General features: G+C 69.5%; 13 protein-coding genes and 1 tRNA gene. 7 read left to right on the top strand and 7 right to left on the bottom strand.

Annotated elements, in window-relative coordinates; genetic code table 11:
• Positions 1-114: 114 nt before the first annotated feature.
• Positions 115-189, bottom strand: a tRNA-Val gene (locus EXE51_RS13040).
• Between the two features lie 233 nt (positions 190-422).
• On the opposite strand from EXE51_RS13040, the gene EXE51_RS13035 reads away from it, so the two are divergent.
• The gene (locus tag EXE51_RS13035; RefSeq protein ID WP_137692817.1) at positions 423-1,565 is read left to right on the top strand and encodes a Xaa-Pro peptidase family protein; all 1,143 of its coding nucleotides are present in this window, start codon (positions 423-425) and stop codon (positions 1,563-1,565) included.
• A 58-nt stretch (positions 1,566-1,623) separates the two neighbouring features.
• Here the strand turns inward: EXE51_RS13035 and EXE51_RS13030 are convergent, their stop codons facing one another.
• Entirely contained in the window at positions 1,624-3,012 is a 1,389-nt protein-coding gene (locus EXE51_RS13030; RefSeq protein WP_137692816.1) for an NAD(P)/FAD-dependent oxidoreductase, read from the bottom strand.
• A gap of 195 nt (positions 3,013-3,207) precedes the next feature.
• Between EXE51_RS13030 and EXE51_RS13025 the strand changes: the two genes are divergently transcribed.
• Complete coding sequence (locus EXE51_RS13025; protein WP_137692815.1) at positions 3,208-4,563, top strand: sodium-dependent transporter; 1,356 nt, start codon at positions 3,208-3,210, stop codon at positions 4,561-4,563.
• 34 nt (positions 4,564-4,597) lie between these two features.
• Here the strand turns inward: EXE51_RS13025 and EXE51_RS13020 are convergent, their stop codons facing one another.
• The 4 genes from EXE51_RS13020 to EXE51_RS13005 all read right to left on the bottom strand — a co-directional run bounded on the left by EXE51_RS13020 (position 4,598) and on the right by EXE51_RS13005 (position 7,294).
• Positions 4,598-5,251: an AIM24 family protein gene (locus tag EXE51_RS13020; RefSeq protein ID WP_049930842.1), complete on the bottom strand. Its 654-nt coding sequence runs from the start codon at positions 5,249-5,251 to the stop codon at positions 4,598-4,600.
• A 123-nt stretch (positions 5,252-5,374) separates the two neighbouring features.
• Positions 5,375-6,040, bottom strand: coding sequence for a cytochrome c biogenesis protein CcdA (locus tag EXE51_RS13015; RefSeq protein WP_007345107.1), 666 nt, complete (start codon positions 6,038-6,040; stop codon positions 5,375-5,377).
• 16 nt (positions 6,041-6,056) lie between these two features.
• Positions 6,057-6,602: a TlpA disulfide reductase family protein gene (locus EXE51_RS13010; RefSeq protein ID WP_137692814.1), complete on the bottom strand. Its 546-nt coding sequence runs from the start codon at positions 6,600-6,602 to the stop codon at positions 6,057-6,059.
• Positions 6,599-7,294 carry an SCO family protein gene (locus EXE51_RS13005; protein WP_049930840.1) on the bottom strand — a complete coding sequence of 232 codons (696 nt, stop codon included), beginning with the start codon at positions 7,292-7,294 and terminating at the stop codon, positions 6,599-6,601. Before EXE51_RS13005 ends, EXE51_RS13010 begins: the two co-directional genes overlap by 4 nt.
• 207 nt (positions 7,295-7,501) lie before the next feature.
• On the opposite strand from EXE51_RS13005, the gene EXE51_RS13000 reads away from it, so the two are divergent.
• Together EXE51_RS13000 and radB are read left to right on the top strand one after the other, a co-directional pair.
• Entirely contained in the window at positions 7,502-7,708 is a 207-nt protein-coding gene (locus tag EXE51_RS13000) for a cold-shock protein (RefSeq protein WP_004595330.1), read from the top strand.
• A gap of 215 nt (positions 7,709-7,923) precedes the next feature.
• On the top strand, positions 7,924-8,631 hold the full coding sequence (radB, locus tag EXE51_RS12995) for a DNA repair and recombination protein RadB (RefSeq protein WP_086219108.1): 708 nt from the start codon (positions 7,924-7,926) through the stop codon (positions 8,629-8,631).
• A 126-nt stretch (positions 8,632-8,757) separates the two neighbouring features.
• On the opposite strand, the gene EXE51_RS12990 is transcribed toward radB, so the two are convergent.
• Positions 8,758-9,897, bottom strand: a complete 1,140-nt coding sequence (locus EXE51_RS12990; protein ID WP_049930836.1) for a CBS domain-containing protein — start codon at positions 9,895-9,897, stop codon at positions 8,758-8,760.
• 126 nt (positions 9,898-10,023) lie between these two features.
• Between EXE51_RS12990 and EXE51_RS17790 the strand changes: the two genes are divergently transcribed.
• From EXE51_RS17790 to EXE51_RS12980, 3 genes are all read left to right on the top strand, one after another.
• Positions 10,024-10,164 carry a hypothetical protein gene (locus EXE51_RS17790; RefSeq protein ID WP_169514831.1) on the top strand — a complete coding sequence of 47 codons (141 nt, stop codon included), beginning with the start codon at positions 10,024-10,026 and terminating at the stop codon, positions 10,162-10,164.
• A 57-nt stretch (positions 10,165-10,221) separates the two neighbouring features.
• Entirely contained in the window at positions 10,222-10,905 is a 684-nt protein-coding gene (locus EXE51_RS12985; protein ID WP_049930835.1) for an HAD family hydrolase, read from the top strand.
• A gap of 68 nt (positions 10,906-10,973) precedes the next feature.
• Positions 10,974-11,729 carry a hypothetical protein gene (locus EXE51_RS12980; RefSeq protein ID WP_049930833.1) on the top strand — a complete coding sequence of 252 codons (756 nt, stop codon included), beginning with the start codon at positions 10,974-10,976 and terminating at the stop codon, positions 11,727-11,729.
• Positions 11,730-11,763: the final 34 nt, after the last annotated feature.

Raw genomic sequence — 11,763 nt, 5'->3', positions numbered from 1 at the left:
GAACTCGCAGATAGCGCGGGTGTCCTCGGTGGTCTCCGCGGGGGTACTCATAAAGACCCCCCTTCGACGGTATAAACGTTTCTCGCCGTCGTGCGGTTTTCGCTTATAAGGGAGTGGGTTGGGGCGGATTTGAACCGCCGGCCTCCTCCATGTCAAGGAGGTGTCATAACCGGGCTAGACTACCAACCCGAAGGGGCTTACTGACGCATCTCGTCGTTTCCGTGGAACGTAATTGAACCTTTCGTTTCGAACCGCCCGCGGGGCCGGCCCGGCGGCTCGATCGGGAGACAGCGCGGCGACGGTCGCGGCCCAGGTGGGTCGTCGGTCGGTGTCGACCGGACGGCGGGTACGGAGCGGTCGCACGGCGTCCGCGCGCAGACGGCTTCCGACCGGTTTTACCCGTTCGGCGACAGTCCGTCCGTATGGTCGACCTTGCCGCCCGCACGGACAGGCTGGACGCCTACCTCGCCGAGCGCGGACTCGAAGCGGTCTGGTTCGCGCGGCCGAACGGGTTCGCGTGGCTCACCGGCGGCGACAACGTCGTGGACGCCGACGCGGCGACGGGCGTCGCGGCCGCTGGCTACGACGGCGAACTCCGCGTGATCGCCGACGACATCGAGGCGGACCGGCTCGCCGACGAGGAGCTTCCGGACGCGTTCGCGGTCGAGTCGTTCCCGTGGTACGCCGACTCACTCGCCCCGGCGGTCGCCGAGCGGTCGCCCGCGCCCGCCGCCGCGGACTTCGACGTGCCCGGCTTCGAGGCGGTCGACGGGAGCCGGCTCCGACAACCCCTCACCGACGACGACGTCGAGCGGTACCGCGAGCTGGGTCGGGAGGTCGCGGCCGCCGTCGAGACCGTCTGCCGGAACCTCGAACCCGACGACCCGGAGTACGAGGTCGCGGCCGGCATTGACATCTCGCTCGCCTCCCGCGACGTGGACACGCCGGTCGTCCTCGTCGGCGGCGCGGAGCGAGCGCAGGCGTTCCGCCACTACACCCCGAGCGACGCCGCGCTCGGCGACTACGCGCTCGTCTCGGTCACCGCGGAGCGGGCGGGGCTCTACGCCTCGATGACGCGGACGGTGGCCTTCGACGCGCCGGACTGGTTCGAGGAGCGACACCGCGCCGCGGCGCGCGTCGAGGCCACCGCGATCCGAGCCACCGAGGCCGCGGCGGCCGGGACGCTCGTCGGAGGAGACGGTGACGCCGCGTCCGCGGACGCCCCCGACGCCGCCGGCGACGTGTTCGAGGCGATCCGAGAGGCGTACGACGCGGTCGGCTTCGCCGACGAATGGGAGAAGCACCACCAGGGCGGCGCGGCCGGGTTCGCGGGCCGAGAGTGGATAGCGACGCCCGACGGCGACGAGCCCGTCCGGTGGCCGATGGGCTACGCGTGGAATCCGACGGTCCGAGGAACGAAAAGCGAGGACACGCACCTCGTCGCGCCGGACCTGACGGAGCGGCTCACGAAGACCGGTCGGTGGCCGACCCACGAGACCGAACCGGTTGACGTGGCGGGGATCGACGCGGAGCCGGTGGAGCTGGCGGCGCCCGTGATCCGGTAGCGGGACCGGTCTCGTCGGGGGCAGCGCCGCCGGCGACGCGGTCGACGGCGTCCGCGGGTCAGTACACGTACTCGCTCTCGTCGATGCCGACGTACCCCTTCTTCACCCGGCGCTTGTTCCACTTGTAACCGACCAGCAGCTTGAGCGACTCCCACCCGGAGCGGTACGGCTGCGAGAGGAGGTCGTCGCCGGTCTCGGCGGCGAGCATCGCGTCGGCCGCGCCGATGACGCGGTCCCAGTCGGCGGGCTCGTACTCCGCGACCATGTCGGCCATCGTCACGTTGCGGACGACCTCGTCGCCGATCGCTTCCTTCCAGCGGCGGTTATACGAGGCCAAGTCGCCCTCGGCGGCGAGTTCGCCCGCGATCGCGCCGGTGCGGACCGCGACGTGATCGCCGCCCTCGTGGAACGCCGACGTGGTCCCCATCGCGCCGCCCGCGACCGCGATGCCGGCCTCCACGGGCGAGTCGATCGGCCGGGTAGACGAGATCGGGTACGTCTCCGTCCCGCCCCGCTTGCCCGCGTCCTCGACGAGCGGGAACTCCTCCTCGATGTCGTACTCGTCGCCGTACTGCCACTCCAAGAGTCGGCGGATGTACTCGCCGCCCTGCGGGATCGACTCGTCGTCCTCGCGGAGGAGGGCGTACTCCGAGGCGTCGATCTCGTCGATGTCGAGGCCGATCGGCATCGTCAGCCCGACCCGGCAGACGCGGTCCGCGTTCGGGAATATCCACGGGTACGCGGTCTCGCCCGGCATCACGCCCCACCAGAAGACCAGCGCGTCCTCGACCTCCTCGAACACGTCTTCGGGAACGCGCCGATACTCCTGATACGCGATGTGGTTGGCGGTCCGGGAGGCCAACCGGTCGGAGGCCTGCGCGTCCGCGGGCAGGTACTCGTCGAGGACGCGGTTCGTCACCGTCCGCTGCGGGCCGTCGGTGAGAACGACGAAGTCGGCGCCGACGGTGCCGCCGTCCGCGATTTCGAGCGTGTGGCGCGGGTCGCCGTCGGCGGGGCCCACCGAGAGGTCAGTGTCGACGCCGCGAACGGAGGTCCCGACGCGGTACTCGGCCCCGGCCTCCTCGGCTCGGTCGCGGAGCCAGTCGTCGAACCGCGCCCGCTGGAAGGTGTAGCCGAACTTGTCGTACGAGGAGTCGATGCCGGTGGAAGTGAGCGTCGCCGACTCGTCGGGCCCCCGGAACTCGGCGCGGTTCAGCTCGCGTTGAATTACTCCGTCGTCGAACTCGTCGGGGTGGATCCCCATGATGTCCACCCAGTAGTCCAAGATCCCGGCCGCGTCGGTCGAGTCGGGACCGAGGCCGTCGCGGTCGGCCCGGGGGACCCCTTTCTCGACGACCAAGGCGTCCGCCCCGCCGGTCGCGGCCGCGTGCGCCGCGGACGACCCGGCCGGCCCGCCGCCCACGATCGCGACATCTACGCGTTCCATACCTCGTGAGGTCCCTGTCCGGCTATTAAATTCACGGTCCCCGATGCGGGTCCGACCGGCCGACGTGTCGACGGACGCACGGCGGCGAACGTTCGTTTCCGGGCCGGTGACCGATTGATCATGTTCGATTATCAGCAGTAAGCGGCCCAGAGAGACACGTTTTTATCGGGGAGAGGGATTTCATCCAGCACACCAATGGCACGCGAGACGTGGGCGACGCGGGCGGGGTTCATCCTCGCCGCGGTCGGGAGCGCGGTCGGGCTGGGGAACATCTGGCGGTTCCCGTTCATCACCGGCCAGTACGGCGGATCGTCGTTTCTGATCACCTACCTCGCGTTCGTCGCGCTGATCGGGTTCCCGGCGATCCTCGTGGAGTTCGTCATCGGGCGCCGCACCGACCGGAACCCAGTCGGGGCGCTTCGGGAACTGGGCAGCGGCGTCTGGTCGTCCGCCGGCTGGCTGTTCGTCGTCACCGGCTTCATCATCCTCTCGTACTACAGCGTCGTCGCGGGGTGGTTCCTGCGCTACACGCTCATCGGGATCACAGAGGGGTTCACCGTCGCCGACCCGGCGGCCGCGGACGCGCTGTACGAGTCGGTCTCGACCGGGCTCGACACCCTCCTCTTCCACGCCATGTTCATGCTGCTCGTCGTCGGGATCATCGCCGCCGGCGTCAGGCAGGGGATCGAACTGAGCGTGAAGGTGATGGTGCCGGCCATACTCGTCCTGCTCGTCGGACTGGCCGCGTACGGGTTCACCCTCGACGGCGCGAGCGCGGCGTACGCCTACTACCTCTCGCCCGACTTCGCCACAATCGCCGCGAACTGGACTGAGATCCTCCCCGCCGCCGCCGGACAGGCGTTCTTCACGCTGTCGCTCGGGATGGGCGTGATGATAACGTACGCCTCCTACCTCGGCGAGGACCGGAACCTCGCGGCCGACGCCGGGATCATTGCGGCGCTGGACACGCTCGTCGCCGTCCTCGTCGGCTTCGTCGTCTTCCCCGTCCTCTTTTCGATCGGGATCGAACCGGGCGCCGGCGGCCCGCGGACGATCTTTGTGAGCCTCACCGCCGCGTTCGCGGGCATTCCCGGCGGCCGGATCCTCGGCGTCGTCTTCTTCGGCATGGTCGGGATCGCCGCGCTCTCCTCCGCGATCAGTATCCTCGAGGTGCTCGTCTCCTACCTCATCGACGAGGTCGGTGTCGCCCGGGTGCCCGCGTCGGCCGCGCTCGGAGCCGCCGTCTTCCTGCTCGGCGTCCCGGTCACGATCGACTCGATCTTCCTCGGCCTGTACGACGGGCTCGCGGACGGGATCCTGCTCGTCCTCGGCTCGCTGCTGCTCGCGCTGTTCGTCGGCTGGGTGATCCCGGACGTCGGCCGCGAGGAGCTCAGAAAGGGGATCGCTGACGGCGCCGGCCTCGACGCAGTCTGGATCTGGGCGGTCCGGGTCCCGATCCTGATCGTCGTGGTCGTCGTGCTGTACCTCGGCGTCGTCGACTACGGCGGCTTCCTCACCGACGACTTCGCCGGCTGGCTGGCGGCGCGATAGCCCCGGGCTACCGGACTGACTTTCCGTCGCCGCCTCAGACGTGTTCCTCGCGCGGCTGGACCACGACGAACCCCTCGCCGCCGAAGCGCATCTGGTAGCGCTCGCCCGACTCCTGGCCGATCATGTCCGAGAGGCTGCGGTTGACCTCCACGTCCGGCGACGTGCCGCTCCACGCGACGGTCGCGCTCGGGTCGGTCGACACCGGCGGTTCGAGGACGATCGGGTCGCCGTGGGTGGTGATCGCGACGTAGCCCGGCCCCTCGAGATAGACGTTGCTGAAGCCCCCGGCGAGCGCGCCGGCGAGGCTGTCGATCGTGTTGATCTCGTAGGAGAGCGACTCCTCGAAGGCGAGCACGTCCTCGCCGTTGACCGTGATCGACTCGCCGGCGTCGAGTTCGACGACTTGGACCTTCTTGCCGTCGTCGGCGAAGTAAACGTGGCCCTGCCCCTCGACGGCCATGATCGGCGTTCCTTCGCTCGTAGCGGCCTCCTTGAGGAACCCGGTGATACCGCCCTCCGCGGAGGCCTTCCCGGTGAAGGACACGTCGCCCGTGAACGCCACCATCGAGCCGGCCTTCGCCATGACGGTGCCGTCGACATCGACGTCTAGGGTGTAGCTGTTCTCGCGCTGGAACGGTTCCGCGCTGTCGGTCGGTGCGTTCGCGGCGGTGAACTCGTCTAGGTTCATGGTACGGGGACCGAACCGATCGGTTCGGCTGTACGGAAGTTCTGCTGTATCGATTAAGAATCTACGGGACCCGTTTCGGGGAGCGAGACGCGGCCCGTCCGTGTTCGGGAGACGAGTCCGGCCTCAGTACACGACCAGCGAGAGGTACAGCTGGCCGATCCCCGCGACGATCATCACGGCGCCCGCGATCCGCTTCAGCAGTCCCGCGTGGTTCATCACCCGGTTGGCGTTGCTGACGAGACCGACGCCCGTCGCGACGGTCGTCGCGGCCATCAGGACGGCGACGGTTCCGGCGTAGACGGCGAGGAGGAGTACCGCCGTCTCGGACGGGAGCGCGATCGCCCGGGCGACGACGCTGAGAAACACCGGGGCCACACAGCCGGCGCCGGCCAGTGCGTACCCCGCGCCGAAGACGCCGAACCCGAACACGCTCGACCGCCGCTCCGGCAGCGGCACGGATATCGACGGCGCGCGCCCGGAGACCACGAGCAGTCCGAAGGCGATCAGCAGCCCGCCGACGAGCGTCTCGAACACCGTGATGTTCGACAGCGTCGAGTAGCCGATCCGGACGGTCGCGCCCGCGAGCAGCGCGAACGTCGCTAACACGCCGACCGCGGCCGCGATCCCTCGAGCCCCCGCCCCGACGACGGACGCGGAGTCGGCGTCGACGGAGTTCACGTAGAAGCCCACGTATCCCGGCAGGAGCGGGTACGCGCACGGCGAGAAGAACGTTGTCACACCCGCGGTCACGGCCAGCGGGACGTTTGTCGCAAGCGAGACGTCGGTCATGAGTCGGGTCGCCCCGTCATCTGTCGAGCGCCTGCCGTATACCCTCGATGAACTCCTCGGTGGTGTGGGTCCCGGACGTGGCCCAGCGGACGCGCCCGGAGGCGTCGACGGCGCGCGCGCTCGGGTAGCTTCCGACGTTGAGTCGCGCCGCGAGTTCGGCGGAGACGTCGGCGGCGACGAGCCAGTCGCCGTCGTTCTCCCGCCACCACTCGGCCACCGTCTCCTCGCTGACCGCCTCACCGACGGGCTCCGTCGTCACCGACACGAACAGCACCTCGTCGCCGATCCGATCGTGCGCCTCCGCGAGGGCCGGCATCTGCTCGGCGCAGGGCGGGCACCACGTCCCGAAGAAGTCGACGAACGTCGGTCGGTCCGGGGCGGGCAGCGTCACCTCGCCATCGCGGCTCCCCGGCGCGTCGACCGTGTCGAGCGTCACCGGCTCGATCGGTTCTGGAGCGTCGCCGCCGCCGAGCGCGTCCGGTACCCCGCCGGTCGCGACGGCCCCCGCGCCGCCGAGCGCCCCGGCGCTCGCGAGCCCCGCCAGGAGGTGCCGTCGCCTCACGCCGTGACCACCCGTCGGAAGTCGTCGACGATCCGTTCGACGTCGGTGGCCGGCCCGCGCGGGTACGCCCGCTCGACGATACCCCGCTTGTTGACCAGCAGGATGAGCCCGTAGTGCGGGAACGCGTACTCCAGGTTCTCGTACTGTTCGCCGTCCGTCTTCTCGATCTTGAGTCCGAAGTTCTCGTCCATCAGCTCCACGCCCGCCTCGTAGCTCTCCGGGCGGAGGAAGTGCCAGTTCCCGGCGTCGAGGTCGACGCCGCGCTGCCCGGCGTACTCGCGGAGCACGTCCGCCGTGTCGCGCTCCGGGTCGAAGGTGAGCGGGAGGAACGCGGCCTCGTCGCCGAACCCCTCTTCGGCGGCGACCTCCTGAACGCGCCGCAGCCGGAGGATGAGCGCCGGACAGACGCCGTCGGGGCAGTTGGTGTAGAAGGACGTCCACAGGAACGCGCGCTCGCCCTCGAACTGCGTCGTCGATATCTCCTCGCCCGCGATCGGGTCGGGAACGGTGAACTCGGGCATCTCGTCGCCGTGGATCGGGTGGACCGGCTCGCCGCGATTCTGTTCCGGCGGGCCGAGGATCGTCCCGTCGTCGCCGGAGTCGCCGAGGACGCCGGCGCAGCCGGCCGTGGCGGTCGCGCCGGCGGCGGTTCCGGTGGCGGCGAGCGATCGGAGGAAGTGGCGGCGCTCCATGTTGTTGCCCGAACTACGTAGTCGCTCGTAAATGAACCCCGCGGCTGGTTGCGCGCGGTGAACACGACCGCGACCGCCGCAGACCGGCGAGACGCCCCTGAGAGACGGCCGTACACGGAATATCCCCGATAGACGAACGTCCGGAACCTCCGTGGTACCGTGGCCCTCGCAAGGGTTATGCCCAAACGGGCTGTACGTTTATTCGCAATGGCAAACGGTAAGGTTGATTTCTTCAACGACACTGGCGGCTACGGTTTCATCTCGACTGACGACGGCGACCTCGACGACGACGAAGACGTGTTCTTCCACATGGAAGACGTCGGCGGCCCGGACCTCGAGGAGGGTCAGGAAGTGGAATTCGACATCGAATCGTCCCCCAAGGGACCCCGCGCGACGAACCTCGTCCGCAACTAACCCCCACGTAGCGGACGGCGCGTCCGCACGCACTACCGGATTTCGGCCGTCGTTCGACGCGAATGGCGCCTATCTCCGTTTCTCTCACACTTATTACACCCCGACGAGCGCCGGCTCTCTCCGACGGGGAGTGACTCATTTCGACGTGGGACGGCGCTCTCCCGACGGCGACCCGATCGACCGTTTAAATACGAGCGCGGGCGGATCACTTCACAGTGAGCGATCCGATCCCGACCGGCTGTCGCCCGGTCGACGAGCTGTTGGGCGGCGGCTTCGAGCGCGGCGTCGTCACGCAGGTGTACGGGCCGCCGGCCGCCGGGAAGACGAACCTCGCGCTCGCGGCCGCGGTGGAGGTCGCGGCCGGCGGCGACCGCGCCCTCTACGTCGACACCGAGGGGCTCTCGATCGATCGGTTCGAGCAGCTGGCCGCGGGCCGCGCCGACGACCCGGACACCGACGAGACGGTCGATTCGATCGCCTCGCGGCTCGTGATCTCCGAGGCGTACGACTTCGACGACCAGCGCGAGGCGGTGCGCGACGCCGAGGAGCTCGCCGAGGAGGTCGAGCTGATCGTGTTGGACTCCGCGACGGGCTTCTACCGGCTGGAGCGCGCCGGTGACACCGAGGGCGGCGAGTCGCTCCGGAAGGTCGCGAAGCAGGTGACGCACCTCCTCTCGTTAGCCCGCCGTCACGACATCGCTGTGATCATCACGAACCAGGTGTTCACCGACCCGGACGGCGACCGCGACCGCGCGCTCGGCGGGAACACCCTCAACCACTGGACCGGGGCCATCCTGCGCGTCGACCGGTACCGCGGTGGGAACCGCCGTGCCACCCTCGAGAAGCACCGGTCGAAGCCGGCCGGCGACACCGCGACCTTCCGGATCGTCGGCGACGGACTCGCCGAGGGCTCGGACGCGTGATCGGCGGGGAAGAATGAGACGCAGCGACGGAAACGCACGCCGGAGACGGTCCCGTCCCGGCGGTGCGGTCGGGGTCTGTCGACGGCGACGCGAAGCGCGCGTCCGCCGTCGCGGGTCGCTACCGACTTAGAGGTCGCCGAGCTTCCGGAGGAGCTGGCCGCGGTATTCTTCGTCAGCGTTGACGCCCTTGATCTCCAAGACGTTCCGCTCCAGCTTGTCGAGCGCGACGTGGAAGGCGTGTTCGGCGCCGTACCCCTCGCCGGAGCCGCCGACCTGACCCTCGTTGGTGCGGAGGCGGATCTGACACTGGATCAGGGGCGTGCCGCGGAGCTTCTCCTTGTGCGCGTGGAGTCGGACGTGCGCGTGGATGACGTGCATGTCCGCGTACTTGTCGGCGACCTGCTCGATGGACTCAACGATGTGTTCGCGGGAGGTCCCCTCCAACAGGTCGACGTTGGTGATCTGGACGTCCATCGAATCCTGTTCGGTGAACGTGAGCGCGCGCAGCACGTCGGTCTTCGTCACCATCCCGGCGACGGTGTCGACGCCCTCGGGCGTGACGACGAGCCCGGAGACGTCGTTGTCGAACATGCGCTCGACGACCGCCTGGGCGGTCTCGGCGTTCCGCGCGGTGACGACGGGGCTCGACATGATGTCGTAGACGGGGATGTCGAGCATCCGGTCGATGTCGCCCGCGCGGTCGCCGCTGCCCTGTCGCTCTTGGTCGCGGACGACGAACTCCACGATGTCGTTCGTGGTGACGACGCCGACGAGGTCGCCGTCGTCGCCGAGGACCGGCAGTCGGGAGACGCCGTTCTCGCGGAGGCGGTTGATGGCGCGCCCGACGCTCTCAGTCTCACCGATGCCGATCACGTCCTCGGTGGCGATCTGGCCGACGGTGATCGCGTCGAGGCTGTCGAGGACGGCCTCGAGGATCTGGTCGACCGTGACGATACCGAAGAGCTTCTCGCCCTCGTAGACGGGCGCGATCTTCACGTCGCCCTCGACGAGGAGCCGGGCGGTCTCGCGGACGTCCTCGTGACGGTCGACGGAGGGCGCCGGCTTCATCACCGCCGACACCTTCGTGTCGTCCTCCATGCGCGAGCGCATGAGCTGTTTCTCCCCGACGACCCCGGCGTACTCGCCGTCCTCGACGACGACGATCCCCTTCGGGTTCTCTCGCTCGAAGATAGAACGGACCTTGGCGAGACGCTCGTCGACGTCGACCTCGACGTATTCCGGCACTGCGATATCAGAGATGTTCATGGTCCGTTCTGAGAGTTCGACGGGACGGGTATTGAAAGTGCGGGAGTCATCGCGCTCGCCGGGGGCGGTCGTCGGCCGCGCGCAATCCGCCTGAAGGTATTTGAGCGTCGACGGCGAAGCGATCCCGTGAGGCTCTCGACCGCGCTGATCGCCGTCGGCGTCGCGCTGATCGTGATCCCGCTCCCGGTACCGATCCCCTTCGTCGGCGTGATCGTCGGTGCGCTGGCGCTGCTCGCCGGGCTCTTCCTCCGGCTCTTCGGCGTCTGAGGCACCGACCGGCCGACGTGTGAAAGCTTTTTGCCCGTTACCCACCCACGGCGATGCGTGTACGACGCCGTCGTCTTCGACAACGACGGGGTGTTGGTCGGGCGGACGCCGTTCGACACGCTCCGCGAGGCCGCCTGGGACGCCTTCGTGAGCCTCGGCGTCGAGGACCCGGACCTCGCCCACGTCGACGACGTCGCCGTCGGGGTCGACCCCGCCACCCTGGCCGACATCTGCGAGCGCTACGGCGTCGACCCGGCGGAGTTCTGGCGGGTCAGAGACGAGGTCGCGTCGGCGGCGCAGATCGACGCCGCCCGGGAGGGACAGAAGACGCCGTACGACGACGTGGACGTCGTCCGCGCGCTGGACGCCTCCCTCGGCGTCGTCTCCTCGAACCAGCAGGCGACCGTCGACGCGCTCTTGGACCACTTCGGGCTCGCGGACCACTTCGAGGTCGCGTACGGCCGCGACCCCTCGGTGGCCAGCCTCTCGCGGAAGAAGCCCTCGCCGTACTACATCGAGCGCGCCCTCGAAGACCTCGGCGCCGAGACGGCGCTGTTCGTCGGCGACAACGAGTCGGACGTGCGCGCGGCCGACAACGCGGGAATCGACTCCGCGTTCCTCCGCCGCCCTCACCGCCGGTCGACCGAACTGGACTGCCACCCGACCTACGAGATCGACGACCTCCACGACCTCGTGAGCATCTGCGGGCGAGCGCCGCCCGACGCCGACGGCGGGATCTGATTCGGCGTGTGACTCGCGACGGCCGCGCGATCAAAACGGACATGTGATCGGTCCCCGAAGCGCGAGCGATGCCCTCGCCCTCCGCGAGTCAGCCCCTCGACACAGACGCATCGGACGTGCGGTCCGTCGTCGCTCGCTACCGCCGGGCGGAGCGCGCCGTCGGCTGGACCCTCGCGCTGCTCGTCGTCGTCGCATTTCTCGCGGCGGTCGTCGCCATCTCGTTCTGGCCCGGCGTGGCGGTCGGCGCCGTCATCGTCGTCGCGCTCCGCGTGCCCGTGTTTCGACGGCGCGGCTCGACTCGCCTCCGGACGGACGCGTCGCCCGGAGCGGTCGTCCGGCGGTTCGGGTCGGCGAGACCGCCGAACCTCGCGTTCCAGTGGGGCGTCGCCGACGAGGTCCGGAGCGCCGCCGACACGGCAGCGTCGACCGACGCCGCTACCGACAGAAGCGCGCCCGGGACGGACGCGACCTACGAGTTCTCGTACCTCCTCGGCCTCAAGTCGGTCGAACTCGACCTCTCCGTCGACGTGAGCGGGAGGGACGCGGTCGACGACGCCGCGGTCGGCGAGAGCGATTCCGACCACCCGCCGGTCGCGACGGTCGAGATAGAGGGGACGGCGGACGGTCGGCCGTGGGCCTCGTACGCGGCGACGGTCCGCGAGACGACCGACGGCGGGACCGTCGTCGACCTCGAACTGCGACCGACGCGCCGGTTCGGCCTCCGGCGGCTCCCGCAGGGGCGGGTCGCCGAGCGGTACTACGCCGAGGCGCTCGCCGCGCAGGGGTACGAGGTCGTCGAGCGGTCGGTGTCGATGACGCGGTGAACCCCGGTAGGACAACGGGACGAGCCGTCACGGT

The organism is Halorubrum sp. CGM5_25_10-8B, assembly GCF_005435095.1.
Lineage (GTDB): Archaea > Halobacteriota > Halobacteria > Halobacteriales > Haloferacaceae > Halorubrum > Halorubrum ezzemoulense.
The sequence above is the reverse complement of the archived record's forward strand: the minus strand, read 5'-3'. Positions and strand labels throughout refer to the sequence as shown.

Bases quoted from the DNA above. Each gene is read 5' to 3' on its own strand.
- EXE51_RS13035 (WP_137692817.1), top strand. From the start codon at position 423: ATGGTCGACCTTGCCGCCCGCACGGACAGGCTGGACGCCTACCTCGCC.
- EXE51_RS13030 (WP_137692816.1), bottom strand. From the start codon at position 3,012: ATGGAACGCGTAGATGTCGCGATCGTGGGCGGCGGGCCGGCCGGGTCG.
- EXE51_RS13025 (WP_137692815.1), top strand. From the start codon at position 3,208: ATGGCACGCGAGACGTGGGCGACGCGGGCGGGGTTCATCCTCGCCGCG.
- EXE51_RS13020 (WP_049930842.1), bottom strand. From the start codon at position 5,251: ATGAACCTAGACGAGTTCACCGCCGCGAACGCACCGACCGACAGCGCG.
- EXE51_RS13015 (WP_007345107.1), bottom strand. From the start codon at position 6,040: ATGACCGACGTCTCGCTTGCGACAAACGTCCCGCTGGCCGTGACCGCG.
- EXE51_RS13005 (WP_049930840.1), bottom strand. From the start codon at position 7,294: ATGGAGCGCCGCCACTTCCTCCGATCGCTCGCCGCCACCGGAACCGCC.
- EXE51_RS13000 (WP_004595330.1), top strand. From the start codon at position 7,502: ATGGCAAACGGTAAGGTTGATTTCTTCAACGACACTGGCGGCTACGGT.
- EXE51_RS12990 (WP_049930836.1), bottom strand. From the start codon at position 9,897: ATGAACATCTCTGATATCGCAGTGCCGGAATACGTCGAGGTCGACGTC.
- EXE51_RS12980 (WP_049930833.1), top strand. From the start codon at position 10,974: ATGCCCTCGCCCTCCGCGAGTCAGCCCCTCGACACAGACGCATCGGAC.